The organism is Streptomyces sp. NPDC090032 (assembly GCF_044748025.1).
In the GTDB taxonomy this organism is placed as follows: domain Bacteria; phylum Actinomycetota; class Actinomycetes; order Streptomycetales; family Streptomycetaceae; genus Streptomyces.
On record NZ_JBIVFF010000016.1, the window covers coordinates 125,165 to 150,841 of the forward strand.

The 25,677-nt window shown below is 70.9% G+C and carries 25 protein-coding genes; 5 read left to right on the forward strand and 20 right to left on the reverse strand.

Going from position 1 to position 25,677, the window contains the following annotated elements:
- Window positions 1-214 precede the first annotated feature (214 nt).
- The gene (locus ACIPWY_RS33780) at window positions 215-1,243 is read left to right on the forward strand and encodes a phosphatase PAP2 family protein (protein WP_362909691.1); all 1,029 of its coding nucleotides are present in this window, start codon (window positions 215-217) and stop codon (window positions 1,241-1,243) included.
- 121 nt (window positions 1,244-1,364) lie between these two features.
- Here ACIPWY_RS33780 and ACIPWY_RS33785 read toward each other — a convergent pair whose 3' ends face one another.
- A complete protein-coding gene (locus tag ACIPWY_RS33785; protein WP_393704741.1) occupies window positions 1,365-1,580 on the reverse strand; it encodes an I78 family peptidase inhibitor in 216 nt (71 codons plus the stop codon).
- 412 nt (window positions 1,581-1,992) lie between these two features.
- Here ACIPWY_RS33785 and ctaD point away from each other — a divergent pair, with 412 nt between their 5' ends.
- Window positions 1,993-3,699, forward strand: coding sequence for a cytochrome c oxidase subunit I (gene ctaD / locus ACIPWY_RS33790; protein ID WP_362909687.1), 1,707 nt, complete (start codon window positions 1,993-1,995; stop codon window positions 3,697-3,699).
- A 91-nt stretch (window positions 3,700-3,790) separates the two neighbouring features.
- Here ctaD and ACIPWY_RS33795 read toward each other — a convergent pair whose 3' ends face one another.
- The 3 genes from ACIPWY_RS33795 to ACIPWY_RS33805 all read right to left on the reverse strand — a co-directional run bounded on the left by ACIPWY_RS33795 (window position 3,791) and on the right by ACIPWY_RS33805 (window position 6,830).
- Entirely contained in the window at window positions 3,791-4,663 is an 873-nt protein-coding gene (locus tag ACIPWY_RS33795; RefSeq protein ID WP_393704739.1) for a hypothetical protein, read from the reverse strand.
- On the reverse strand, window positions 4,660-5,928 hold the full coding sequence (locus tag ACIPWY_RS33800; protein WP_362909683.1) for a glycosyltransferase family 4 protein: 1,269 nt from the start codon (window positions 5,926-5,928) through the stop codon (window positions 4,660-4,662). The genes ACIPWY_RS33795 and ACIPWY_RS33800 overlap by 4 nt, the downstream gene beginning before the upstream one ends.
- Before the next feature lie 299 nt (window positions 5,929-6,227).
- The gene (locus tag ACIPWY_RS33805) at window positions 6,228-6,830 is read right to left on the reverse strand and encodes a transglycosylase family protein (protein ID WP_393704736.1); all 603 of its coding nucleotides are present in this window, start codon (window positions 6,828-6,830) and stop codon (window positions 6,228-6,230) included.
- Window positions 6,831-7,218: 388 nt separating this feature from the next.
- Between ACIPWY_RS33805 and ACIPWY_RS33810 the strand changes: the two genes are divergently transcribed.
- Entirely contained in the window at window positions 7,219-8,046 is an 828-nt protein-coding gene (locus tag ACIPWY_RS33810; protein ID WP_393704734.1) for a hypothetical protein, read from the forward strand.
- A 240-nt stretch (window positions 8,047-8,286) separates the two neighbouring features.
- On the forward strand, window positions 8,287-8,604 hold the full coding sequence (locus tag ACIPWY_RS33815; protein WP_393704732.1) for a hypothetical protein: 318 nt from the start codon (window positions 8,287-8,289) through the stop codon (window positions 8,602-8,604).
- A 15-nt stretch (window positions 8,605-8,619) separates the two neighbouring features.
- Here the strand turns inward: ACIPWY_RS33815 and der are convergent, their stop codons facing one another.
- The 6 genes from der to ACIPWY_RS33845 all read right to left on the reverse strand — a co-directional run bounded on the left by der (window position 8,620) and on the right by ACIPWY_RS33845 (window position 13,676).
- Window positions 8,620-10,092 (reverse strand): ribosome biogenesis GTPase Der, encoded by a 1,473-nt coding sequence (gene der / locus ACIPWY_RS33820; RefSeq protein WP_362909676.1) that lies wholly within the window; start codon window positions 10,090-10,092, stop codon window positions 8,620-8,622.
- A gap of 80 nt (window positions 10,093-10,172) precedes the next feature.
- Window positions 10,173-10,760, reverse strand: coding sequence for a lysophospholipid acyltransferase family protein (locus tag ACIPWY_RS33825; RefSeq protein ID WP_362909754.1), 588 nt, complete (start codon window positions 10,758-10,760; stop codon window positions 10,173-10,175).
- Between the two features lie 59 nt (window positions 10,761-10,819).
- Window positions 10,820-11,524: a (d)CMP kinase gene (cmk, locus tag ACIPWY_RS33830; protein WP_362909674.1), complete on the reverse strand. Its 705-nt coding sequence runs from the start codon at window positions 11,522-11,524 to the stop codon at window positions 10,820-10,822.
- A 112-nt stretch (window positions 11,525-11,636) separates the two neighbouring features.
- The gene (locus ACIPWY_RS33835; protein WP_393704729.1) at window positions 11,637-12,722 is read right to left on the reverse strand and encodes a prephenate dehydrogenase; all 1,086 of its coding nucleotides are present in this window, start codon (window positions 12,720-12,722) and stop codon (window positions 11,637-11,639) included.
- A complete protein-coding gene (gene aroH, locus ACIPWY_RS33840) occupies window positions 12,719-13,081 on the reverse strand; it encodes a chorismate mutase (RefSeq protein ID WP_362909670.1) in 363 nt (120 codons plus the stop codon). The genes ACIPWY_RS33835 and aroH overlap by 4 nt, the downstream gene beginning before the upstream one ends.
- A gap of 121 nt (window positions 13,082-13,202) precedes the next feature.
- Window positions 13,203-13,676, reverse strand: a complete 474-nt coding sequence (locus ACIPWY_RS33845) for a YidB family protein (protein WP_393704727.1) — start codon at window positions 13,674-13,676, stop codon at window positions 13,203-13,205.
- A 168-nt stretch (window positions 13,677-13,844) separates the two neighbouring features.
- Here ACIPWY_RS33845 and ACIPWY_RS33850 point away from each other — a divergent pair, with 168 nt between their 5' ends.
- Entirely contained in the window at window positions 13,845-14,591 is a 747-nt protein-coding gene (locus ACIPWY_RS33850; protein WP_393704725.1) for a DNA polymerase beta superfamily protein, read from the forward strand.
- Here ACIPWY_RS33850 and ACIPWY_RS33855 read toward each other — a convergent pair.
- The 10 genes from ACIPWY_RS33855 to ACIPWY_RS33900 form a co-directional block, all read right to left on the reverse strand.
- Window positions 14,517-15,296 carry a DNA polymerase beta superfamily protein gene (locus ACIPWY_RS33855; protein WP_393704723.1) on the reverse strand — a complete coding sequence of 260 codons (780 nt, stop codon included), beginning with the start codon at window positions 15,294-15,296 and terminating at the stop codon, window positions 14,517-14,519. The two genes, ACIPWY_RS33850 and ACIPWY_RS33855, sit on opposite strands and share 75 nt — an antisense overlap.
- A 3-nt stretch (window positions 15,297-15,299) precedes the next feature.
- Window positions 15,300-16,304, reverse strand: a complete 1,005-nt coding sequence (locus tag ACIPWY_RS33860; RefSeq protein ID WP_393704721.1) for an ADP-ribosylglycohydrolase family protein — start codon at window positions 16,302-16,304, stop codon at window positions 15,300-15,302.
- On the reverse strand, window positions 16,301-17,032 hold the full coding sequence (locus ACIPWY_RS33865) for an NUDIX domain-containing protein (protein ID WP_362909752.1): 732 nt from the start codon (window positions 17,030-17,032) through the stop codon (window positions 16,301-16,303). Before ACIPWY_RS33865 ends, ACIPWY_RS33860 begins: the two co-directional genes overlap by 4 nt.
- 78 nt (window positions 17,033-17,110) lie before the next feature.
- Entirely contained in the window at window positions 17,111-18,307 is a 1,197-nt protein-coding gene (locus tag ACIPWY_RS33870; RefSeq protein WP_362909660.1) for a pseudouridine synthase, read from the reverse strand.
- 12 nt (window positions 18,308-18,319) lie between these two features.
- Window positions 18,320-18,973, reverse strand: a complete 654-nt coding sequence (gene scpB / locus ACIPWY_RS33875) for an SMC-Scp complex subunit ScpB (RefSeq protein ID WP_383896224.1) — start codon at window positions 18,971-18,973, stop codon at window positions 18,320-18,322.
- Window positions 18,970-20,229, reverse strand: coding sequence for a segregation/condensation protein A (locus ACIPWY_RS33880; protein WP_362909659.1), 1,260 nt, complete (start codon window positions 20,227-20,229; stop codon window positions 18,970-18,972). The genes scpB and ACIPWY_RS33880 overlap by 4 nt, the downstream gene beginning before the upstream one ends.
- Before the next feature lie 16 nt (window positions 20,230-20,245).
- Window positions 20,246-20,797, reverse strand: coding sequence for a hypothetical protein (locus tag ACIPWY_RS33885; protein ID WP_362909658.1), 552 nt, complete (start codon window positions 20,795-20,797; stop codon window positions 20,246-20,248).
- Window positions 20,782-21,951, reverse strand: a complete 1,170-nt coding sequence (locus tag ACIPWY_RS33890) for a ParA family protein (RefSeq protein WP_100599009.1) — start codon at window positions 21,949-21,951, stop codon at window positions 20,782-20,784. The genes ACIPWY_RS33885 and ACIPWY_RS33890 overlap by 16 nt, the downstream gene beginning before the upstream one ends.
- Window positions 21,952-22,297: 346 nt before the next feature.
- Window positions 22,298-23,413 carry an alanine dehydrogenase gene (ald, locus tag ACIPWY_RS33895; protein ID WP_362909657.1) on the reverse strand — a complete coding sequence of 372 codons (1,116 nt, stop codon included), beginning with the start codon at window positions 23,411-23,413 and terminating at the stop codon, window positions 22,298-22,300.
- A 144-nt stretch (window positions 23,414-23,557) separates the two neighbouring features.
- Entirely contained in the window at window positions 23,558-25,597 is a 2,040-nt protein-coding gene (locus ACIPWY_RS33900) for a tetratricopeptide repeat protein (protein ID WP_362909656.1), read from the reverse strand.
- Window positions 25,598-25,677: the final 80 nt, after the last annotated feature.

The following is a 25,677-nucleotide window of genomic DNA, read 5'->3' on the forward strand; positions in this document are numbered from 1 at the left end:
GACGGGAAAATCCAAGGAAGCCGTCGGTGAACGAATTAGGGCGCGGCGAAAAACGAATACAAGAAATGATCAATGAAATTGAAGGCGATGCCCCGGTCGGATAGTGATATCCACAGGAATAAACGCCCGGTTGAGAGCAATCCCACATCACATCGTCATCACAAACCGAGTGATTCGGCCGGGTTCGGCACTCACTCGCTGTAGCGTCGATTGGGTGCGTACCGAACGAAACCTCACCCGTCTGGAGCGGCTCTTCGCCCGCCTCGACCGTGAGCCGGAACGACCGGTCAACCTGGATGTGCCCAGGATGAGCCGGCACAGGGTCGTGCTCTTCGGAGCCACCCTGTCCTTCTATCTCGCCATCGTGGTGGCCGTGCTGATCACGTCCTGGCTGGTCACGTTCGACTGGCAGGTCATGTTCTTCCGGCCGTACCAGCAGTGGCCCGAGATCCACGCGTTCCTGGACTACTGGGTCGTGCTCGGGCAGCGCGGACCGACCGCGGTCATGGTCATGGCCTGGCTCGGCTGGCGCTCCTGGCGTCAGCACACGCTGCGGCCGCTCCTCATGTTCGGTGCAGCGCTGCTGCTCCTGAACATCACCGTGGGCGCCGCCAAGCTCGGCATGGGCCGCCTCGGCCCGCACTACGCGACCACGATCGGCTCGAACGAGATGTGGCAGGGCGGCGATATATTTCCTTCCGGCCACACCGCCAACGCCGTGGTGACCTGGGGAATCCTCGCCTATCTGGCCTCGACGCCGCGCGCCAGGCGCTGGCTGTCGGCCGCCTCCGCCGTGATCTCGCTCAGCGTCGGCCTGACCACCGTGTACCTCGGTACGCACTGGATCAGCGACGTCTTCCTCGGCTGGGCCGCGGGTCTGCTCATCCTGCTCGCACTGCCCTGGGTCGAACCGCTGATCGCACAGGTCGAGGCGTGGATCTTCACCCTGCGCGAGCTGTGGCGCAACCGCCGCTCCGGTGCGCTCCCTGCGCCCGCCCCGGCCGCCGCCACGCCCACGCTGGTTCCGCAGCGCGCCGCCCCGCCGGCGTCGGAGGAGCCGCCGGTACGCGAGCCGGTCGGCACCGCGCGGGCGGTACGGCCCCCGGGTCTGCTCGCCCCGGGTCCGCACACCGCGCGCTCCGAGCGCACCCCGGTCACCCCGGCCGGCAGCCGCAGGCCGCCGCACGCGGACCGCGTACCGCGCGGCACCACGTCGGCCGCCCGCCCGGTCGCCGGCGGCTGACCGCCGTACGCGCGCGAGCGCCGCAGGCCGCGGGGCCGGTACGCACAGCCTGATCCCCGCACGCCGAAGGCCCCCGGTTCCGTCACGGAACCGGGGGCCTTCGCGCTGCTTGCCTGCCCTGTCAGCCCTTCCAGCAGCGGGTCACGGTGCCGTCGGCCACCTCGAAGTTCAGCCGTCCCGCGCGGTACTCCATGGTGATGATCGCGCCCGGGGGCAGCGACCTGACCGTGGACCAGCCGCGCTCACGGGCCCGCCGCTCGGCGCCCGGCGCATCGAGGCCGACGTACGTGCCGAGGGTGTCCTGGGGTTCTGCGGGAGGGGTCGGAATGGGTGCCATGACCACCACGTTAGGCGGCCGCGCCGCCTGACACCAGGGCGGACCACATCCCGTCACCGGTCCCCCTCCGGTCACGCTTTTGTCACAGGTCCACGACACGCGTTTCACTCGAACTCCGTCACACGTACGAGCGATTCGATGCTCCTTCTGCGCACGTTCTGCGCGCGCCACGGCATAATTCCGCGACTTCACAGAAAGGGTCCGGATAACGTGCCCGGAAATGGCGCCACGACCGTGTCCGGGACCCGCCCAATTCGGATTCCCGGACGCTCTTCACCAGTTGACGCCCCATCGGAATTGCATGAACGCGACACAGAGCTCCCGTACGCCCCCTGTCGGAGTCGGTGGGGGCGCGAGCATCATGGCGTGTGCTCGAGGCAGGCCCGGGGCGCGAGAAGCGAGGGGGCAAGCGATGGGTACGACGGACGTGCAGCCCGTGCAGCCGGCACCAGGAGTGGCGCGGACGAAGACGCCGGGCCGGATCGTCGTGGACTGGCTGACCACCACGGATCACAAGAAGATCGGCCACCTCTACCTGATCACGTCGTTCGCGTTCTTCCTCGCCGGCGGCGTCATGGCGCTCCTGATGCGTGCGGAGCTCGCGCGGCCCGGGCTTCAGATGCTGTCCAACGAGCAGTACAACCAGCTCTTCACGATGCACGGCACGATCATGCTGCTGCTCTTCGCGACCCCGACCTTCGCGGGCTTCGCCAACGAGATCATGCCGCTGCAGATCGGCGCCCCCGATGTGGCGTTCCCCCGGCTCAACATGTTCTCGTACTGGCTGTTCCTGTTCGGCGGGCTGATCGTGATCGGCTCGCTGATGGTGCCCGGCGGGGCCGCGGACTTCGGCTGGTTCGCGTACGCCCCGCTGAACAGCCTGACACGCTCGCCAGGCGTCGGAGCCGATATGTGGATCATGGGTCTGGCGCTCGCGGGCTTCGGCACGATCCTCGGCGCGGTGAACTTCCTGACGACCATCATCGGGATGCGGGCGCCCGGCATGACGATGTTCCGGATGCCGATCTTCACGTGGAACACGCTGTTCACGTCGATCCTCGTGCTGATGGCCTTCCCGGTGCTCGCCGCGGCGCTGCTCGTCCTGGAGGCGGACCGGCGCTTCGGGGCCGTGGTCTTCGAGGCCCAGTTCGGGGGTGCGCTGCTGTGGCAGCACCTCTTCTGGTTCTTCGGCCATCCTGAGGTCTACATCATCGCGCTGCCGTTCTTCGGCATCGTCTCCGAGATCCTCCCGGTCTTCAGCCGCAAGCCGATCTGGGGCTACTCGATGCTGGTCGGCGCGACGATGGCCATCACCGGGCTGTCGATCGTCGTGTGGGCGCACCACATGTTCGTGACAGGCGGGGTGCTCCTGCCGTTCTTCTCGTTCATGACGTTCCTGATCGCGGTGCCCACGGGCGTGAAGTTCTTCAACTGGATCGGGACGATGATCAACGGGTCCCTGTCGTTCGAGACCCCGATGCTGTGGTCCGTCGGCTTCCTGGTGACGTTCCTGTTCGGCGGTCTGACCGGCGTCATCCTCGCCGTGCCGCCGCTGGACTTCCATGTGACGGACTCGTACTTCGTGGTCGCGCACTTCCACTACGTCGTGTTCGGCACGGTCGTCTTCGCGACGTTCGGCGGCTTCTACTTCTGGTGGCCGAAGTTCACCGGGAAGATGCTCGACGAGCGGCTCGGGAAGATCCAGTTCTGGACGCTGTTCGTCGGCTTCCACACCACGTTCCTGGTGCAGCACTGGCTCGGCGCCGAGGGCATGCCGAGGCGGTACGCGGACTATCTGGCGGCCGACGGGTTCACGGCGCTCAACACCCTGTCGACCATCGGCTCGTTCCTGCTCGGCTTCTCCACGCTGCCGTTCCTCTACAACGTCTGGAAGACGGCCAGATACGGCGAGAAGGTCGACGTGGACGACCCATGGGGCTACGGGCGTTCGCTGGAGTGGGCGACACCGTGCCCGGCGCCGCGGCACAACTTCCTCACGCTGCCCCGGATCCGCTCCGAGTCGCCGGCCTTCGATCTGCACCATCCGGCGTTCGCGTCGTCCCGTCGGCTGAGCCGGCCCGTTCTCCAGCCCGGAACGGACGACCCCGAGCGGTCCTGATCGCGTCCGTGCGCCCGTCCGGTGAGCCCGTCGGGTTCGAGTCCGCCGGCCCTTGCGGACGGCCAGGGTCCGCAAGGGCGCCGTGCGCGGGCTACTCGGCGGTCGCGGTGGTCACGAGGACCGCCAGGTCGTTGTCGCTCGTGTAGTACGGCTCGACCGCGATCCGGCCACGCTCGGTGTCGAGGCGTGCGGTCGGGTAGGTGAAGATCGGCTTCTTGTCCGCGACGTCGTCCAGGAGCCGGGCGACCCGCACCGCGAGTCCGTCCTCGCCCTCCGGGCGCACCCACAGGTCCCAGCGTCCCGCGTCCAGCTCCTCGTACCCGACGCGGAAGGTGAACTCGTCGCCGTGCGGGGCCAGTTCACTGCGCAGGGCGGCCCCGCCGTCCTTACGTGAACGTATCTCCGCGTACGCCTTGGGGGTGATCGCGGTGCCGTAGACGCGGCCGCTGACGGTCATCTGGCCGTCCGCGATGAGCAGTTCGCCCGCCTCGGCGTGCGGGGCGCGCAGCCAGCTGCGCACCGTGAGGTTGCCGTGCTTGGTCGCGTAAGGGATGCGGACGGCGACGAAGCCGCGGGAGCCGCTGGGCACGCGGTCGACGAGGGACCGCAGGTCGTTGAGGCCCGGGGCCAGGCGCTGCGGCTCCTCGCCGGCCACCTGCGCGAAGACGTCCCAGCGCCCCTCGGCCAGCCGGACGCTGCTGGGCAGCGCCGCACGGAGTCTGCCGTCGCCCGCCGGGGTCAGCGGCAGCCGCACGTCCTCGCCGCTGTCCCGCTCGGTGAGGACCAGATGGGCCGGGTCGGGCCCGCCGTGGTCCGTGACGTCGAAGGTGAGACCGCCCGCCGAGTCGGCGATGCAGTCGGCGCGGGGCGCCGTGGCCCCGTCGCCTTCGGAGTGCCCGGACGAGGCGGCCGAGGCAGCCGAGGCAGCCGAGGCCGAGAAGTCTGCCGAAGCTGTCGGCGTCATGCCGTGCGCCCCTTTCTCTGTGACGTTCCCTGGGCCGTGAACGCGGAACGCCCCGCGTCCCGTAGTGCGTACGTGCCCCCGAGCAGCGCGCCGCGGGTGCGGTGCAGAAGGCCCCGGCCGCGGCGGGCCGTCAGCGAGCCGAACAGCGATTCGTAGCGCTCGGCGATGTGCGCCGGGTCGAACCGCTCGGAGTCCTTGAGGGCGGCGCTCGCCATCCTGGCGCGCAGCGCGTCGTTGTTGATCAGTTCGAGGAGGCCGCCGGAGATCGCCTCGACGTTTCCGACCTCGACCAGGCGCCCGTCGACACCGTTGTCGATGATTTCGCCAGGGCCGTGCGGACAGTCGGTGGCGACCACCGGGAGGCCGCAGCGCATCGCCTCGACGATGGTCATGCCGAACGACTCCAGGCTGGAGGTGACGGCGGCGATGGAACCTTTCGCCCACTCCGGTTCGATGGGGTGGGCGGGGCCCATGAGGAACACGTGGTTGTAGAGACCGAGTTCGTCGATCAGGGCGCGGAGCTTGTCCTTCTGCTTGCCGCTGCCGTAGATCCGCAGGCGCCAGTCGGGCCGCTCGGCGCGGACCTGGTCGAAGGCCCGCACCAGCAGGTCGTACCGCTTCACCGGCGCGAGCCGGCCGGCCGCGACGACCCACTTGCCGGAGCCGTCCGCGGGCTCGACGCCGGGCGCGGGTACGGGGTTCGGCACGGCCTCGATCCGCACACCGGGCAGCCGCATCTTCGCGCGGTAGGCACGGGCGTCGGCCTCCGTGGTCGTGGTGAGCGCGTCGAGCCGCGGGTAGACCGCGCGCAACTGCCGCCGCAGCGCGGCCGGGTGGCTGTCGAGCGTGAGGTGTTCCTGGCCGACGCGCAGGGGGCCGCGCCGGGTCTGGCGGGCCAGGTGCACATTGAGTCCCGGGCGGGTGCCGACGACGACGTCGGCGTCGACCGCGCGCAGATGCTCGGCGATCCGCCGGTCGGTGAGCGCGTTGTACTGGCCGTAGCGGCCCTCGGCGCGCGGGAACGTCGCGGCGGGGGTGCCGTACTCGGGGCTGTCGCCCTCGTAGCCCTCTGTGCCCTTGCGGATGTCGACGAGGTGCCTCACCCGGACCCTCGGGTCGGGCCTGAAGACCGGCTCGTCGCGGTGGCGCAGGACGGAGACCACCTCGACGTCGTGCTGTTCGGCAAGCGTGTTCGCGAGGTTGTACGTCGTCCGAATCGTCCCTCCGATTCCGTACGCGTTGTGAATCAGGAAAGAGATCTGCATGCGTCCCCGTATTCCACTGTTCCTCGCGGACAGTCCGTCTCGTCCGCCTACCGCAGGGTTAGACAGGGGTGCGTAGGCAGAGGTTGGGCGTCATCATCATCTTGTTCCAGAACAGATGCGTGATTGAGAGACGATTCGTGGAACCTTTTGACGTTTTACGACATCAAGGCAGGTGGGAGAGGTGGAGGGCCATGAAGCGGTTCGTGGTCATGTCACCCGCTTGAGTGATCCACCCGAACTGCGGCGCGGCGCCGCCCTGTTCGCCGGTGAGGCCGTCCAAGCCGCCGAAGCCGCCGAGCTCAGCCGAGGCTCTTGGCCGACGCCTTGGGGATGAGCAGCACGGTCCCGGCGTTGAGGTGGTCGGGGTGGGCCCCGACCATCTTCCTGTTGGCCTTGTAGAGCGCCTGCCAGCCACCCTTGACGCGGTGGCGCGCGGCGATCGAGATGAGAGTCTCGCCCCACTTGACCACATGGACCCGGCCGTCGAGCTTGAGGACCTTGGAGCAGACGGGCCAGGCACGCCAGCCCTGGGTGCGCAGCACCTCCTCGGCGACCGCGATCTGTTCGGCACGGGTCGCGAGGTCCGCGCGCGGGGCGTAGAGGAGCCCGCCGTGCTCCTTCCAGGTCGACTGCCGGAACTGCAGCCCCCCGTAGTAGGAGTTGCCGCTGTTGATGTGCCAGCGTCCGCTGCTCTCGCACTCGGCGAGGCAGCCCCAGGGCCAGTGATCCTTGACGCAGTCCCTCAGATCGAGGGTCGGATGCCCGGGGCCCGAGACCGGTGGCGGCGGGGCGGCGGACGCGGCCGCGGCCGCGGGGGTGAGCGTGGCGGCGAACAGGGCCGGCAGGGCCGCGAGAAGGAAGCGGCGTGCGGGGCGCGTACGGGTCACGGACGTGGGACGCATCGCGTCACGCTATGCAGGCGATCCGGCACCTCCGCCGTGCCGCGCCCGGCACGACCCGGCCCCCACCCGGTCAGCCCCACCCTGTCGGCCACTTCTGACCGGCAGCGACTATTTTCAGCCACCTGTTTCATTACGCGATTTCAGTATTTGTCGACCTGTGGGCATGCCGACCTGCGACTCACCCCTTCCCGCCAATTCCCCTGCACACAACGGGAGTTGATGCGGGGCGACCGATTCCGGCGGTCGGCTCTCGCCGTGCGCCGGATGGGTCGATTCCGTCCCCTTCCAGGCGTGACCCTTGGCACAGATCATCCGTTGTCTCCTTTATGAGCCGGGGACCGCCCGGCCGCATTCGACGCAGCAACACACCGAATCCGAGGAGCCACCCGTGCCGCGCATGCTCGACGTCAGCGACGAGGTACGCGCCGAGATCGGCGACGAAGAAGCCGACCGGCTGCTCGCCGGAGAGAACGCCCCGGGTACGTACGACTGCACGTCCTGCCGTACTCCGGGCGATTCGGAACAGGAGCGCACCAGCAGCGTCCTGTTCATCGGCGACGAGACCGCCGTCCTCGCCTTCGCCCACTCCACCTGCCTGCCCTCTCAGGTCGTCCAGGTGTCCGAGGAGCAGCTGCAGGGAGCGGTACGTTCCATCACCGGCGACGGCGGCGCACCCGCCGCCGCCTCCCCCGCCCCCTCGCTGTCGGCGCAGTCCTTCCCCGGGCAGGCCGTCCCGGAGCAGGCCGTGCTCGGCGTGACCAGTGGGCTCGTCCTGATCTCCGGTGAGCTGCACCCCGCGCTCGTCGTCGAGCCGACCGGGCCGATCGCCCGTCCCGGCTCGACGCGCGGCATCGACGAGTTCCTGACCCTCCTCGTGGAGCAGGGCTTCACGCCGACCGCCCAGGTCGGCCAGGTGCCGCCGGTGCTGCACGGCTGGTCCGTGCTGCTCGCCATGGGCCAGCTGCACGCCGTCCTCCAGCCCGGCGCCGGCACCGGCGGCGCGGGTCAGGTCGCCTGGTGGCAGGCGCACCAGCCGCTGCACGTCACCGACAGCTGGCGCGCGGCGGCGAACAAGACGAACTCCGTCCTCGTCTTCGCGGCCCCGTCGGGCACGATCGGCCGCCAGCCCCGCGAGGACCTGCTCCGCGGCGCCCTCGACAAGGCCGCGGCGAACGGGCTGCTCGTCGGCGCGACGATGCCGCTGGCAGGTACGTGACGATCCGTCACCAGCCGAGGTGACCGTGGGCCGGGCGCGCGCCCGGCCCACGGTCGTACCCGGGCCCCCGAGTCCGGCCCGTGCACCTCCCCGTGCATCTCCCCGTGCGCCGCCCGCACCCCCGGCGGCCTGCGAAAGCGCGGCCCGGGCCGCATCCGTGAGGGTGTGCGGGTCGTTGGCACCTACGTGCACGCATACGACCTCCCTCGCCGCCCGCAGTACCCGACCCCGATCCCCGCCATGCGCGGGACCCACGAATCCGCGGGTGGCCGCTCGGCCACACCGATCTACGACGCCCTGTACTCGGAGTACCGCCGGTCCTTCCGGGCCCTGCCGGGCGACCGGAGCGGCGAGGAGAACCTCTCGTTCTCCGCGTTCGGCTCGGTCTCGTACGCCCTGCACCACAGCAGCAGCGGGCGGCACAGCGCGTCGTACCACGAACCCCAGCACGCACACAGCTCGCCGCCGGCCGTCTCCTGGCAGACGAACGGGCGGCAGCACGGCTCCGGGAGCAACCTCCCCGCCGCACTGCCGCCCGGTCCACGCCGCGAGCGCTAGGCGCTGCGCGCTAGCTCACTTCTTGCGGCCGCGCTTCTCGCGCACCCGGACAGAGATGTGGATCGGCGTCCCCTCGAAGCCGAACTCCTCGCGGAGGCGTCGCTCCACGTACCGGCGGTAGCCGGCCTCGATGAAGCCGGAGGCGAAGAGCACGAACCGCGGCGGCTTCGTGCCGGCCTGCGTGCCGAAGAGGATGCGGGGCTGCTTGCCGCCACGGACCGGGTGCGGGTGGGAGGCCACCAGCTCACCCAGGAACGCGTTGAGCCGGCCCGTCGGAACGCGGGTCTCCCAGCTGTCCAGGGCCGTCTCGATCGCGGGGACGAGCTTCTCCATGTGGCGCCCGGTCGTCGCCGACACGTTCACCCGGGGCGCCCACGCGACCTGCGCGAGCTCCGTCTCGATCTCGCGCTCCAGGTAGTAGCGCCGCTCCTCGTCGAGCGTGTCCCACTTGTTGTACGCGACGACGATCGCGCGCCCCGCCTCGACGGCCATCGTCACGATGCGCTGGTCCTGGATCGAGATCGGCTCGGACGAATCGATCAGGATGACCGCGACCTCCGCCTTCTCGACGGCGGCGGCCGTGCGCAGGGAGGCGTAGTAGTCCGCGCCCTGCTGGAGGTGGACCCGCTTGCGGATGCCCGCCGTGTCGACGAACTTCCAGGTCTTGCCGCCGAGCTCGATGAGCTCGTCGACCGGGTCGCGGGTGGTGCCCGCCAGCTCGTTCACGACGACGCGGTCCTCGTTCGCCACCTTGTTCAGGAGGGAGGACTTGCCGACGTTCGGGCGGCCGATGAGGGCGACGCGGCGGGGGCCGCCGATCGCGGTGCCGAAGGTCTGCGCCGGGGCGTCGGGGAGCGCCTCGATGACGGCGTCCAGCATGTCGCCGGTGCCGCGGCCGTGCAGGGCCGAGACCGGGTACGGCTCGCCGAGGCCGAGGGACCACAGGGCGGTGGCGTCCGCCTCGCCGCTCGGGCCGTCCACCTTGTTGGCGCACAGCACGACCGGCTTGCCGGCCTTGCGCAGCAGCCGTACGACCGCGAGGTCGGTGTCCGTCGGGCCGACCGTCGCGTCGACGACGAAGACGACGGCGTCTGCGGTCTCGATCGCGTACTCGGCCTGCGCGGCCACGGACGCGTCGATGCCGAGGACGTCCTGCTCCCAGCCGCCCGTGTCGACGAGCCGGAAGCGGCGGCCCGCCCACTCGGCGTCGTACGAGACGCGGTCGCGCGTGACGCCCGGCTTGTCCTCGACGACGGCTTCGCGGCGGCCGATGATGCGGTTCACCAGGGTCGACTTGCCGACATTGGGGCGGCCGACGACGGCGAGGGCGGGCAGCGGGCCGTGGCCCGCCTCCTCGATCGCGCCCTCGACGTCCTCGATGTCGAAGCCCTCTACCGCGGCGAGCTCCATGAACTCCGCGTATTCCGCGTCGCCAAGGGCCCCGTGCTCGTGTTCGGCCGAGCCCTCCGGCTGGATCTGGTCGTTCATGAAGTCCGTACCTCGTCGTTCATCGTGGTGATCGGTGGACCGTCTGATCGCTTACGGCGGTCCACTACTGAAAGTCTCGCTCAGTGCCCGGTGAGGCGCCTGGCGTTTTCCAGGTGGGCGGTGAGCCGCTCCTGGATGCGCACGGTCGCCTCGTCCAGCGCCTTGCGCGTACGCCGCCCGCTGCCGTCGCCCGCCGGGAACGGGTCCCCGAAGACGACGTCGACGCGGCTGCGCAGCGGCGGCAGCGCCTTTATCAGCCGGCCGCGCTTCGTGGTGCTCCCCAGGACAGCCACCGGCACGATGGGCGCCCCGCTGCGCACGGCGAAGTAGGCGAGGCCGGCCCGCAGGGAGGCGAAGTCGCCGCCGCCTCGGGTGCCCTCGGGGAAGATCCCGAGGACTCCACCCTCGTCGAGCACGCTCAGCGCGCGCGTGATCGCCGTACGGTCCGCCGTCGACCGGTCCACCTCGACCTGGCCGATGGCGCCCAGGAACGTGCCGAGCGGTCCGATGAACGCTTCCTTCTTGATCAGGAAGTGGGTCGGCCTGGGCGCGACGCCCATGACCATCGGCCCGTCGACGTTGTGCGCGTGGTTGACGGCCAGGATCACCGGGCCGGTCGCGGGGACCTTCCAGGCGCCGAGGACGCGGGGCTTCCACAGCCCGTACATGAGACCGACCCCGATGCGGCGGCCGACCTCCGCGCCTCTTTCCGAGGGGGAAGGCGCGGTCACTTCGCCGCCTGCTTCTCCCCGATGAGGGTCACGACGCACTCGATGACCTGCTGGAGCGTGAGCTCGGAGGTGTCCACCTCGACGGCGTCGTCGGCCTTGGCCAGCGGGGACGTCTTGCGGCTGGAGTCCGCGGCGTCCCGCTTGATCAGGGCCTCCTGGGTCGCCTTCACGTCGGAGCCCTTGAGCTCACCGCTGCGGCGGGCCGCGCGGGCCTCCGGCGAAGCGGTGAGGAAGATCTTCAGGTCGGCGTCGGGCAGGACGGTCGTACCGATGTCACGCCCCTCGACGACGATGCCCTGCTCCGCCGAGGCGGCGATGGAACGCTGCAGCTCGGTGATGCGGGCACGCACCTCGGGTACGGCGCTGACGGCGCTGACCTTCGAGGTGACCTCGGTGGTGCGGATGGGACCGGCGACGTCGGCGCCGTCGACCGTGATCGTCGGGGCGGACGGGTCGGTGCCGGAGACGATCTCGGCCTTGCCGGCCACGGCGGCGATGGCCGTCGGGTCGGTCAGGTCTATGCCGTTGCTCACCATCCACCAGGTGATCGCCCGGTACTGGGCGCCGGTGTCCAGGTAGCTGAGGCCGAGCTGGGCGGCGACGGCCTTCGAGGTGCTCGACTTGCCCGTGCCGGAGGGCCCGTCGATGGCGACGATCACTGCTGCCGGGGCTGCGGTTGCGGCGGTTGCGGCGGTTTCCACGGGGCTGCGGACACCTTTCTCAGTGCACGGGACAGGGAGGCGGGGCGCAAAGGCGCCCCGCACAAGGTTACTGGCTCAAGCACCCTGCCCTTACAGCCCCTGAGGACAGGCCCTACTGGCGCATCGCCCAGCCGCGGTCGCGCAGCGCCGCCGTCAGCTTCGGGGCCGCGGCCGGCTGGACCATCAGCTGGACGAAGCCCGCCTGCTGGCCGGTCGCGTGCTCGATGCGGACGTCCTCGACGTTGACCCCCGCGGCGCCCGCGTCGGCGAAGATCCGGGCCAGCTCGCCGGGCTGGTCGGAGATGAGGACCGCCACGGTGTCGTACGCCGCCGGGGCCGCGCCGTGCTTTCCGGGGACGCGGACCTGGCCCGCGTTCCCGCGGCGCAGGACGTCCTCGATGCCGGTGAGGCCCTCGCTCCGCTTCGCCTCGTCCGAGGACTGGAGGGAGCGCAGGGCGCTGACCGTCTCGTCGAGGTCGGCGGAGACCGCGGAGAGCAGGTCGGCGACCGGGCCCGGGTTCGCGGAAAGGATGTCGATCCACATGCGGGGGTCGGAGCCCGCGATGCGCGTCACGTCCCGGATGCCCTGGCCGCACAGGCGTACGGCCGACTCCTCGGCGTGCTCGAGGCGTGCCGCGACCATGCTGGAGAGCAGGTGCGGCATGTGGGAGACGAGGGCGACGGCGCGGTCGTGGGCGTCCGCGTCCATGACGACGGGGACGGCGCGGCACAGGGCGACCAGTTCCAGCGCGAGGTTCAGGACCTCGGTGTCGGTGTCCCGGGTGGGCGTCAGCACCCAGGGGCGGCCCTCGAAGAGATCCGCGGTGGCCGCCAGGGGCCCGCTGCGCTCGCGGCCCGACATGGGGTGCGTACCGATGTAGGGGCTGAGGTCGAGGCCGAGTGCCTCGAGATCACGGCGCGGGCCGCCCTTGACGCTCGCGACGTCGAGGTATCCGCGGGCCACCCCGCGCCGCATCGCGTCGGCGAGGGTCGTCGCGACGTGCGCGGGCGGCACGGCCACCACGCACAGGTCCACGGGTCCCTCGGGCGCCTCGTCGGTGCCCGCTCCGAGCGCGGCGGCGGTGCGGGCCTGCGTCGGGTCGTGGTCGGCGAGGTGCACGTGCACGCCGCGCGAGGCGAGCGCCTGGGCGGCGGAGGTCCCGATGAGGCCGGTGCCGATGACGAGGGCGGTTCTCACTGGGCGATGTCCTTGCGCAGGGCTGCGGCGGCGCCGAGGTACACGTGCGCGATCCCGGGCTTCGGCAGCTCGGACTCGATGTGGGCGAGGACGCGTACGACGCGCGGCAGCGCTCCCTCGATGTCGAGTTCCTGCGCGCAGATCAGCGGCACGTCGACGATGCCCAGCTTGCGCGCGGCGGCCGCCGGGAAGTCGGAGTGCAGATCGGGCGTGGCCGTGAACCAGATCGAGATCAGGTCGTCGGAGGTCAGACCGTTCCGCTCGAGGATGGCGGTGAGCAGCTCGCTGACCTGCTCGTCCATGTGTCCGGCTTCGTCCCGATCGAGTTGGACGGCGCCCCGGACCGCTCGTACCGCCACGATGTCGCTCCTTGCTCGCGTACGTACAGGCTGATGAGGTGCCAAGCCTAGTCAGGCCCGCGGACACCGGCGCGCGGCGCCCGCCTGCCGAGACGGACGCCGCGCGGTGGTGCGATGCACGTCAGAGATTCTGCTCCCTGGCCAGCTCGTCGAGCGAGCGGGTCGGTACCTCGCCCTGCGGGGTCAGCTTGTCGACGGCGGTGGGCAGGGCCTTCGCGATGTCGTGGGCCGCCTGGTCCGGGCTGACGCCCGACTCCGCCGCCACCTTCTGGAGCGTGGCGTCCGGCAGGGCCTCCTTGACCTGGTCCGGGGTCACCTGCTCGTTCGCGCCGGTGCCGACCCAGGACTGCGCCTGCCCGCCGAGGCCCGACTTGGCGAGCGTCTCCAGGAGGCCACCCAGCGGGTTGCTGCCCGCGGAGCCGCCCTGCCCCTGGGTGAACGCGGCCAGGAGCGAGGTGAGGACCCCGCCCGCCGAGCCGCCGGCCTTGTCACCGAGGAGGCCGCTGAGCAGGCTTCCCAGATCGTTGTTACCCGCCATGGTCACGCCTTTCGGGATGTTCTCGGAGTCTTGCGTGGGCTCGCTCCTGGAGCCCACGGACCCTGCCAATGTGACCCGAACCACACCCTGTCGCCACTCGGGCAGCACCGGCCGGCCCGACCCCTGGAAGATCACCGGTCCGCCCTCCGGAAGATCGACGGCGCCGGATCCACGGCGCCGGAAATTCGGTCCGCCCCGGCCGGGCACGGCCCGTACGCTCCGTCCATGACAGAGGCCCTGGACCTGGTGCGCGACCACACGATCTACTCCTGCGTGATGGGTTCGCGGGCGTTCGGCCTGGCCACGGACGGCAGCGACACCGACCGCCGGGGCGTCTTCGTGGCGCCGACGCCGATGTTCTGGCGGTTCGAGAAGCCGCCGACGCATGCCGACGGCCCGGCGGACGAGCAGTTCTCCTGGGAGCTCGAGCGCTTCTGCGAGCTCGCCCTGCGGGCCAATCCGAACATCCTGGAGTGCCTGCACTCACCACTCGTCGAGCACGTCACCGACACCGGCCGCGAACTGCTGGACCTGCGCCGGGTGTTCCTGTCCCAGCAGGTCCACGCCACGTTCACCGGCTACGCGCTGGGTCAGCGCAAGAAGCTCTACGCCGACGTCCGCCAGTACGGCGCCCCGCGCTGGAAGCACGCGATGCATCTGCTGCGCCTGCTCGCCTCCTGCCGCGACCTGCTCCGCACCGGCCGGCTGACGCTCGACGTCGGCGAGGACCGCGAGGGGCTCCTCTCGGTCAAGCGGGGCGAGGTTTCCTGGGACGACGTGGTGGCCCGGATGGCGCGCCTGGGCGCCGAGGCGGAGGAGGCAGCCACCCGCACCCCGCTGCCGGCCGAGCCGGACCGGGCGCGGGTGGCGGACTTCCTGTTCGAGGTCCGGCGAGCGTCAGCCCGTCAGCCGGAGCCGTACGACGAGGTCGTGCAGGGCGTCGTGGACGGTCGGGGCGTCCGGCAGCGCTGAGCCCTCCTGCGCGGCGTCGAGGACGGCGTGCAGCGCCTCGATGTCGTCGGCCACGCGCGCGTGGCCGACATCGGCCGCCCCGTGCTCGGCCTCCGCCTTCGCCGCGATCAGCTCCGGCAGATATGAGGGTGCATCCAACTCGCCCAGGAGCGTGGGCAGATGGGCCTGCACCTCGCCGGTACGCATGAGGAAGACGCCGGTGAGCAGCGCCCGGAAGGTGTAAAGCAGCGGCTTCAGCTCCCGGGTCCTGTCGAACAGGCGCCACTGGGTGTTGGCGAAGCCCCGGTAGTGGTGGGCGTGGTGGCTGGTGAGCACGCCGGGCGCGAGGGAGGCGAGTTCGGCGTGCGCGTCGGTGGTGTGCACGACCAGCGGGGAGAGCAGCTGCTCCAGTACGTAGCCGTTGCGCCGGAGCAGCAGACGCACGAATTTACGCAGGTCATGTGTCACGAGATCCATCTCGAGACCGTCCGAGTCCCACATGCGGGACCGGGTCTCGTCCGGTTCGCGCAGGCCGAGGAGCGCCTCCGCGGGCAGCAGATGGACACCGCGCAGGTCGACATCCGAGTCCTGGGAGGGGAACCCGTAGAGATGGGCCCCGGACACCGTCGCGAACAGCAGCGGGTCCGCCTGCTCGGCGACGATCCGGCCGAGTTCCGCGTCGGGCACCCCGGCGGCGCTCAGGACCTCTCTGTCGTACGTCGTCATCGATCAACCGTCCCAGAGCGCCCCGAGCGACAGCAGGTCGCTGCGGTACTCGATACGTTCCGACCAGTCCGTCGGCCACACCTCGTCGCCCAGGTACGCCCCGGCGAACGCCCCCGTCAGGCAGGCGATCGAGTCCGAGTCGCCCGAGGTGCAGGCGGCGCGGCGAAGAGCGGTGACGGGTTCGTCGACGAAGAGCAGGAAGCAGAGCAGGCCCGTGGCGAGCGCCTCCTCGGCGATCCAGCCCGCCCCGGTGACCAGGCACGGGTCGGTCTCGGGCGACGGCGAGGCCAGCGCCTCCTGGAGCCGTTCGAGCACGGCCAGGCAGTCGTCCCAGCCGCGCGCGATGAAGTGCTCCGGGCTCGGGTCGGCGGCCCGCGCCCACAGGTCGCCGAGCCAGGGCTCGTGGTACTTCTGCCGGTTCTCGTACGCGTACGAGCGCAGCATCCCGACGAGTCCGGTCGGCTCCGTGCCCTGCGCCAGGAGGTGGACGGCATGCGCGGTGAGGTCGGACGCGGCGAGGGCCGAGGGGTGGCCGTGAGTGAGTGCGGACTGCAACTGGGCGGCGCCCGCGCGCTGTTCGCCGCTGAGTCCGGGGGCGAGGCCTACGGGCGCGACGCGCATGTTGGCGCCGCAGCCCTTGGACCCGATGCGGCTGGCCTCCCGCCAGGGCTTGCCGCGCGCGAGGAGGTCGCAGGCCTGGAGGCAGGTGTTGCCGGGGGCGCGGTTGTTCTCCGGTGACTGGTACCAGTCGATGAACTCCTCGCGCACGGGCCTCGTCATGCGCAGGGGCGCGAGCATGCCGCGGTCCATCGCGGTGCGCAGACCGCGCCCCAGGGCGAGCGTCATCTGTGTGTCGTCGGTGACGATCGCGGGCTCGGGCAGGGTCATCTGCCGCCAGGGCCCGAACTTGGCGAGGATCGAGGGGACGTCGTTGAACTCGGTCGGGAAGCCGAGCGCGTCCCCCAGGGCGAGCCCGACGAGAGAGCCGGTCGCCGCACGCTTCTTCATGAGGGTCGTCCTTCCGCGGGGGGCCTGAGCAGGGGCGGGTGCAGGGCGGTGGCGGGTCCTGCCTTGTAGAGCGCGGCGGGTTTGCCGCGGCCGCCGGTGAGCCGGGCGGCGCCATGCACCGGTTCGACGAATCCGGGAGTCGCGAGGACCTTGCGGCGGAAGTTCGCGGGGTCGAGCCCGGCGCCCCACACCGCTTCGTAGACCCCGCGCAGCTCGCCGAGGGTGAACTCGGGCCGGCAGAAGGCGGTGGCCAGGCAGGTGTTCTCGATGCGGGTGCCGACGCTGTCATGCGCGTCGGCGAGGATCCGGTCGTGGTCGAAGGCGAGCGGGCCGTACGCGCCCGTGCCGTACGGCAGCCAGTCCGCGCGGGCGGCGTCACCGCCCCCGCGCACGTCCGGCGGGTCGGGCACGAGGGCCGCGAACGCGACGGAGACGACCCGCATACGGGGGTCGCGGTCCGGGTCGCTGTAGGTGCGCAGCTGTTCCAGGTGCAGCCCGGTGACGTCGGACAGGCCGGTCTCCTCGGCCAGTTCGCGCGCCGCCGCCGTCTCGGCCGACTCGTCGGGGAGGACGAAGCCGCCGGGCAGCGCCAGACGTCCCGCGTACGGGTCCTGTCCCCGCTCGACGAGCAGCACCCTCAGCACGCCGTCCCGGATCGTGAAGACGGCCAGATCGACGGTGACGGCGAAGGGCTCGAAGGCGTACTTGTCATAGCCCCGCACGCACACCACCCCCTCTCTTTATAGTCTTACCGACTATAAAGAGAGGGGGTGGCGCACACAAGAGCCGGGCCGGGGCCAGGGCTCCTAGAGGTCGACTTCCTGCATCAGCATGCCGACCTCGGTGTTGGACATGCGTCGCAGCCAGCCCGACTTCTGGTCGCCCAGCGCGATCGGCCCGAAGGAGACCCGCACCAGCTTGTCGACCGGGAATCCGGCCTCCGCGAGCATGCGCCGCACGATGTGCTTACGGCCCTCGTGCAGGGTGACCTCGACGAGGTAGTTCTTGCCGGTCTGCTCGACGACGCGGAAGTGGTCCGCCTTCGCGTACCCGTCCTCCAGCTGGATGCCGTCCTTGAGCTGCTTGCCCAGGTCACGCGGGATCGGGCCCACGATGTGCGCGAGGTAGGTCTTCTTCACGCCGTACTTGGGGTGGGTGAGGCGGTGGGCCAGCTCTCCGTGGTTGGTGAGCAGGATGATGCCCTCGGTCTCCGTGTCGAGCCGCCCGACGTGGAACAGCCGCGTCTCGCGGTTGTTCGTGTAGTCGCCCAGGCACTGCCGGCCGTCGGGGTCCTCCATGGTGGAGACGACACCGGCCGGCTTGTTCAGCGCGAAGAACTGGTACGACTGAGTGGCCACGGTCAGGCCGTCGACCTTGATCTCGTCCTTGTCGGTGTCGACGCGCAGACCCTGCTCCAGCACGATCTGGCCGTTGACCTCGACCCTGGCCTGCTCGACGAGCTCCTCGCAGGCGCGCCGGGAACCGTAACCGGCCCGCGCGAGCACCTTCTGGAGGCGCTCGCCCTCCTGCTCGGCGCCCGGGAAGGTCTTGGGGGTCTTGACCGTCGGCTTGCCCGCGTACCGGTCGCGGTTGCGCTCCTCCTGGCGGACGTCGTACTCCCGCGAGGTCGACGGGGCGCTGCCCCGACCGCTGCCGCGGGCTCCGGTGCCCTGGGAGGTGCGGGGGCCGCCCTTGGCGCCGCCGCGCGCTGCCGCGCCCCGGCCCCTCTTCGGCCCGCCGTCGGCGGGGCTCACGTCGTAGCGCCGCTCCTCGGGGCGCGGCTTGCTCGGCCGGCCCTGCTGCTTGTCGTCACGGTCGTTGCCGGCGCCCCGGTAGTTCCCGCGGCCGCCTCCGGCGCTTCCGCCGCGAGCACCGCCGCCACCGCTGCCGCCCCGGCCGCCACCACTCCGGCCGCCGCCACCGCTGCTGCCGCGGCCGCCGCTGTTGCCACCACGGCTCCCGCCGTTGTTTCCGCTGCTGTTCCTGCCGCTGCTGCTTCGCATCAAAATTTCCGTCTAGTCGTCTGCGTCCTCGTAACCCGGCGCATCGGGTGCGTCCGGGTCGAACGACGGGACCCCTTCCTGCGTCTCGGCCTCGATCGCGTCCGCCTCGGGAAGGAAGGGCGCCAGCTCCGGGAGCTCGTCCAGGCCTCGCAGGCCCATCCGCTCCAGAAAGTAGTTCGTCGTCCTGTACAGGATCGCACTTGTTTCGGGTTCCGCGCCCGCCTCCTCGACGAGACCCCTCTGGAGCAGGGTCCGCATCACGCCGTCACAGTTCACTCCGCGCACGGCGGAGACCCGCGAACGGCTCACCGGCTGCCGGTACGCGACGACCGCGAGGGTCTCCAGAGCTGCCTGGGTGAGCCGGGCCTGCTGCCCGTCGAGCACGAATCGTTCGACCGCCGCCGCGTACTGAGGCCGGGTGTAGAACCGCCAGCCGCCCGCCACGAGCCTCAGCTCGAAGCCGCGGCCCTGGACGGTGTACTCGTCCGCCAGCTCCCGCAGGGCGTCCGCCACGGCCCTGCGGGGCCGGTCCAGGATCTTCGCGAGGTGCTCCTCGGTCGCCGGCTCGTCGACGACCATCAGTACGGCTTCCAGGGCCGGCCTGAGATCCAGCTCGGCGACCCGGTCGGCCCCGGCGACGGCTTCCTGCCCGCTCATGCCCGTCATCCCCGCATCTCCTCTGCCCCGCGCCGCCCGGCCTCTGCCGCGCCCCGCCCGTCCTTCGTCTCGCCACCGGCCTTGTCAGCCGTCTCGGGAGGCCTGTCGAACTCGTCCGTGACGGTCGGCTCCCCCTCGCTCTCCCCGCCGGTCCACCGCACGAGAAGCTCCCCGAGGGCCTCCTCCTGCTCCAGGCTGACGGCCTTCTCCCGGTACAGCTCGAGAAGCGCCAGGAAGCGGGCCACGACGGTCAGCGTGTCGTCGGTGTCCTCCACCAGCACCCGGAAACTCGCCTCGCCCAGCTCCCGCAGCCGCGCCACGACGAGCCCGGCCTGCTCGCGCACGCTGACCAGCGGGGCGTGGATGTGGTCGACGTACACCTGCGGCTTCGGCCTGGGCTGCATCGCCTTCACGGCGAGCCGGGCGAACCCCTCCGCCCCGATGCTGATGACGACTTCCGGCAGCAGCTCCGCGTGGTGCGGCTCCAGACCGACGGTCCGCGGGTAGCGCCGCGCCTCCGCGTCGAGCCGCTCACTGAAGATGTCGGCGATCTTCTTGTACGCGCGGTACTGGAGCAGGCGGGCGAACAGGAGGTCACGTGCTTCGAGGAGCGCGAGGTCGGCCTCGTCCTCGACCTCGGCGGTCGGCAGCAGCCGGGCCGCCTTGAGATCGAGGAGCGTGGCGGCGACGACGAGGAACTCGGTGGTCTGGTCGAGATCCCACTCGGGCCCCATGGCACGGATGTGCACCATGAACTCGTCGGTCACCTTGGACAGCGCGACCTCGGTGACGTCCATCTTGTGCTTGGAGATCAGCTGGAGGAGCAGATCGAAGGGCCCCTCGAAGTTGGCCAGCCGCACCTTGAACCGCCCGTCATCGGGCGCGTCCGCGGGTTCGGCGACGGGCTCGCCCACGGCGGGGAGCACCGGCTCCGGGCTGGGCTCGGGCTCGGTGACGGCCTCGGGCTCGGGATCGGTGACGGGCTCGGGCTCGGTGACGGGCTCGACCGGGAGCATCGGCTCGGGGGCCGATGACACAGGGCCCGCAGACTGCTCAAGCTCCAGATCCGGGCCGGGTCCCGCCACCGGAACAAGATCCGGCTCAGGAACGAATTCCGGCTCAGGTACGACCCCGCGTTCCGGTTCCGGTTCCGGGTCTGCTTCTGGTTCAGGCGCCGGCAGGCCCGTCGTCCCCGGTCCCCGGCCCAGCGCGCGTCGCCGCGCGCCCCGGCCGGGCGTGGAGGAGTCGTCGTTGTTCGCGGGCATCAGGCGGACGTTACCGCTACCGCCCGCGCAGTCGGCGTACGAGAATGCTCGCGTCTCCGCGCGATTCGAGGTCGGCGAGCACCACGGCGACCGCTTCGCGGACGATGCGGCCGCGGTCCACGGCGAGCCCGTGCTCCCCGCGGAGCACGAGGCGCGCATGCTCGAGGTCCATCAGCTCCTCGGCGGAGACGTACACCGTGATCTTCTCGTCGTGGCGCTCACGCCCGCTCGGCCGCCGGTTGGCGGCCGCCCGGGAGCGCTTGCGCGACGACCCCGCGGAGGCAGAACCTTCCTGCGCCTGCGGGGGGCGGCGCCCCGCGGGCTTGTCGCCCTCGGTGGCGCGGCTGCGGGACTCGCCCGACTCGTCGTCCGCCGCCGCGTGTTCGGCGCTCTCACCGCCCTCGCCGCGCTGCTTGTCCTCCGCGGCGACGGCGTCGCTCTCACCCGCCGGAGCGGGTACCCGTGCCTCGCCGTTGACCGGGCGCCTCGGGGCGGAGGCCTGGAGCCCCATTCCCCCGGTCGTACGGAACAGTTCGTCGGCCCCCGGCAGACTCACTCGGCGTGACACCGGGCGAGCACCTCCCTGGCGAGCTGGCGATAGGCGGCCGCGCCGACCGAGTTGGAGGCGTACGTCGTGATGGGCTCACCGGCGACCGTGGTCTCCGGGAAGCGCACGGTCCGGCCGATCACGGTGTGGTAGACGTGATCGTCGAACGCCTCGACCACACGCGCGAGCACCTCACGGCTGTGCACCGTGCGGGAGTCGTACATCGTGGCGAGGATGCCGTCGAGCTCCAGGTCGGGGTTGAGCCGCTCCTGGACCTTCTCGATGGTCTCCGTGAGCAGCGCGACACCGCGCAGCGCGAAGAACTCGCATTCGAGCGGCACGATCACCTTGTGAGCCGCCGTCAGGGCGTTCACCGTGAGCAGGCCGAGCGAGGGCTGACAGTCGATCACGATGTAGTCGTAGTCGGCCATCAGCGGCTTCAACGCCCGCTGGAGCGTGGACTCGCGCGCGACCTCGCTCACCAACTGCACTTCGGCGGCGGACAGGTCGATGTTGCTCGGCAGCAGGTCCATGTTCGGGACCGCGGTCTTCAGGAGGACCTCGTCCGCGGCCATGCCCCGCTCCATGAGCAGGTTGTAGACCGTCAGATCGAGTTCCATCGGGTTCACGCCGAGACCGACCGAGAGCGCGCCCTGCGGGTCGAAGTCGACGAGCAGGACCCGGCGTCCGTACTCCGCGAGCGCGGCACCCAGGTTGATGGTCGACGTGGTCTTGCCGACGCCGCCCTTCTGGTTGCACATCGCGATGATCTTCGCGGGGCCGTGGTCGGTCAGCGGGCCTGGGATCGGGAAGTACGGGAGCGGACGTCCGGTCGGACCGACGCGCTCGCGACGCTGACGGGCAGCGTCGGGGGCGAGCGTGGCCGCGTACTCGGGGTCCGGCTCGTACTCGGCGTCGGGGTCGTAGAAGTGCCCCTCGGGCAGTTCGTCGTAGTCGGCGAAGTGGGTGCGTTCGCCACTTCGGTCGCCGGCCATGGCGTTCACGTGATGGCCATCCATGCTCTGGGGTGCTGTCTGCGTCTGCAGGGGGCTGCTCTGACGGGCGGCAAAGGTACGGACCGCGACGGAGCCGACAGCCTCGAGCCCCGCGGGACCTTGCTCCCTCGCAACCGTTCCTGGTTGACCACCCCCGGGAGTAAATGTCGACTCATTCACAAGTCGTCTTACCTCCTTGGTGACCAGGAAACTTCTAGATAGGTCAGCGTGGCACCATGCCGACGGTTGGCGACTCTATGGCGTGTCACCGGTCCGCAGCAACACAATCCGCCGGACCCGGCCCGATGTGTCGGCAACGGAACACCCTTGTGTCAAGGGTGCGCGGCGCCGGTTCGAAGCGTTTCGCGGGTGCGCGAATCGGTTAAAGGGTTACGTTCGAGGCGAGTTGACCAAGTCCGTATTGATGCGCAAGTGATACGCATACGGCCGGACCCCTCACAAGGTCCGGCCGCAGGCGTGAGATTGACGACTTCCGTTGACGAAAGTGGTCGAAGAGGCGTCAGCGTCAGCCGAGCAGGGACTCCAGCTCGGTGTACTCGAGGCCGTGGGACTCGGCGACCTCGCGGTAAACGACCTTGCCGTCATGGGTGTTGAGGCCCAGGGCGAGCGCCGCGTCGCGGCGCAGGGCCTCGACCCAGCCGCGGTTCGCGAGCTCGACGATGTACGGCAGCGTGGCGTTCGTCAGCGCGTACGTCGACGTGTTGGGCACGGCGCCGGGCATGTTGGCGACGCAGTAGAAGACCGAGTTGTGGACCGGGAAGGTCGGCTCGGCGTGCGTCGTCGGGTGCGAGTCCTCGAAGCAGCCGCCCTGGTCGATCGCGATGTCGACAAGGACACTTCCCGGCTTCATGCGGGAGACGAGCTCGTTGGTGACCAGCTTCGGGGCCTTGGCGCCCGGGATGAGGACGGCACCGATGACCAGGTCGGCCTCGAGGCACGCCTTCTCGAGCTCGAAGGCGTTGGAGACGACGGTCTGGATCTTCGTACCGAAGATCTTGTCGGCTTCCTTGAGCTTGTTGATGTCGCGGTCGAGCAGGGTCACGTGGAAGCCCATGCCGATGGCGATCTGCGCGGCGTTCCAGCCGGAGACGCCGCCGCCGATGACGACGGCCCTGGCGGCGAGCACGCCCGGGACACCACCCGGCAGGACACCGCGGCCGCCCTGGGCGGCCATCAGGTGGTAGGCGCCGACCTGCGGGGCCAGGCGGCCCGCGACCTCGGACATCGGGGCGAGCAGCGGGAGCGCGCGGTTCGCGGTCTCGACCGTCTCGTACGCGATGGCGGTGGTGCCGGACTCGAGGAGCGCGTCCGTGCACTCCTTGGAGGCGGCGAGGTGCAGGTAGGTGAAGAGCGTCTGGTCCTTGCGGAGGCGGTGGTACTCCTCCGCGATCGGCTCCTTGACCTTCAGGAGCAGGTCAGCGATGGCCCAGACCTCGTCGGCGGTGCCGAGGATCTGCGCACCGGCCGAGACGTACTCGTCGTCCGTGATCGAGGAGCCGACGCCGGCGTTCTGCTCGACGAAGACCTGGTGGCCGTTGCGCACGAGCTCGTGCACACCGGCGGGGGTGATGGCCACCCGGAACTCGTTGTTCTTGACCTCGCGGGGGATGCCGACCTTCATCGTCGATCACGGTCCTTGGCTCAGGGATTTCTCGGGCAATGCACTACATACCAGTGCGTTAGGGGGCGCACCGGGAGACACCACGGAAGTACGCGGCGGAGCCAGTCTAATGAAGGATTTCTAGCTGTCTAGCCTTTCAAAGCATCAATCTTCTTTGGATGCACTGCGGATTTCGTAGGCGTCAGCGTCCTCTTCCGGAGTCTTTCCTTCGATCGGTAGCTCCTCTCCCAGCATGCGCTCGGCCGCACCGCGGTGCAGTTTGGCCGCCGCGGGGTCGCCGAGCCGGTCGAGGGTGTCGGCCAGGCGGAGCTGCAGCGCGGCCTGCAGCCGCACGTCCTTGGCCTGGCGCGCCCACTCGACCGCTTCCTGGCAGGTCTGCAGCGATTCCTCGGGCCGGCCCGCGTACTCCTGGACACGCGCCATCTCGCTCAACGCCCGCGCCTGAGCTGCGACATCGCCCTCCTTGCGGTACCCGGCGGCGGCCGAGCGCCAGCTGCGCAGCGCCTCGCCGTAGCGGCCCGCGTAGGTGTTCACCGTGCCGATGCGGCCGTGCAGTCGCGCGGCGTCCGCGCGCTCGCCGCGGGTGAGCCGCTGGGCCAGGGCGCGCCCGTACCAGTCGGCGGCCCGGTGCCAGTCCCCCAGCTGCTGGTACGCGCCACCTACGGATTCCATCGCGCGGCCGGTCGCGTACGGGTCCCTGGCTTCGCGTCCGGCGTCCAGAGCGGCCCGGTAGCGGGTGAGCGCCGCCTGGGTCCGGCCGGTCCGCGCGTCGAGGTCGGCGAGGTTCAGGAGGGCCGCGGCCTTCTCACGGGGCAGCTTCCTGCGCTCGGCGACGTCGAGGACGAGACGGTGGATGCCGTAGAGGTCGGAGGCGGCGGCCTCGGTGCCGACGTGCGCGGCCAGGGCCCGCGTCAGGGCCGCCATCAGGCGCCTGGCCAGGGTGTCGAGCTCCCCGTCGGCGACGGCGAGACGGGCCGCGGCCAGCAGTGCGGGCCGCCGGACCCGCAACCACTCGGCGGCGGCCGCGGGGCTCGGGAAGCGCAGGGCGCGGGGCAGCCCCGCGAGCTTCTTGCGCGCGGGCGAGCCGTCCGGTTCGGTGACCGCGCGGCAGGACTGGAGCAGGCGCACGGTGCGCTCCAGCATCCGGGCGCGGGCCAGCTGCACCTCGCCGGGCCGGTCGTGGGTCTCGGTCAGGCCGCGCAGGAGCGGCATCAGGCAGCCGGGCACCTCGTACTGGGGCAGCTCGGACTCGGCCCGCCGGACCAGGCCGAGCACGGTGAAGTCGTCGAGGGTGGTCTGCGCGGCGGAGACGGAGCAGCCGGCCAGCGCGGACGCGGTGTGCGGGTCGACGTGCCCCTCGGGGGCGAGGGACAGGTAGCGCAGTATCCGGGCGGCGGGCACCGGCAGGGACGCGTAGGCGTGCTGGAAGACACGGGCGAGCGCGGGGCCGTCGTCGGTCTGCGCGTGCAGCTGCTTGGCCAGGTCCGCCACGGCCTCCTTGGGCCGTACGGCGAGCCAGCCGCCGGCCAGCATCAGCGCCGCGGGCTGGGACCCGCACTCCTCGACCAGGGACTCCGCGGAGCGCGGGTCGACGGTGATGCGGACCGATCCGGTGTGCCGGCCGAGCAGTTCGAGCGCGGATTTCGTGTCGAGGCCGCCGAGGGTGCAGGGCCGCACGTCGGAGATACCGGTCAGCGGTCCCTCGGACACGGCGACGACCAGGCAGTCGGGGGTCTCGGGGAGCAGCGGGTCGACCTGTTCGGCGTCCGCCGCGTCGTCGAGGAAGAGCACGGCCCTACGGACGGAGAGTCCTTCGCGCAGCCGCTCGGCGAGGTCGTCCTCGCCTTCGCCGGGGGGCGCCGGCAGGTCGAGGGTGTCGAGGAGTTCGCGTGCGGTGCGTTCGGTGGGGACGCGAGTGCCGTCCGGGGCGGTGAGGCGGGTCCGCAGGATGCCGTCCGGGTAGTCGGCGGCGAGCCGGCTCAGGAGTTCCTCGGCGAGCGCGGTGCGACCGGATCCCGGGCGGCCCGCGATGAGAAGCACGCGCGCGCGTGGCGCTTTTCGCCCGGCGATCGTGTCGAGTCCGGCGCGCTCGATGTCGGCGCGCAGTTCTTTCAACTCACGGCTGCGGCCCAGGAACTGACTACCCTTCAGCCCGCCCTTCGGTTCGACCGCCTGATCCGTCACGGGCCACGCTCCGTCCACCTGTGCCGAACCCGCCGGGAGTTCGGGCGGGACGCTTTCAGAGCCTAGTTCAGGCGGAACGG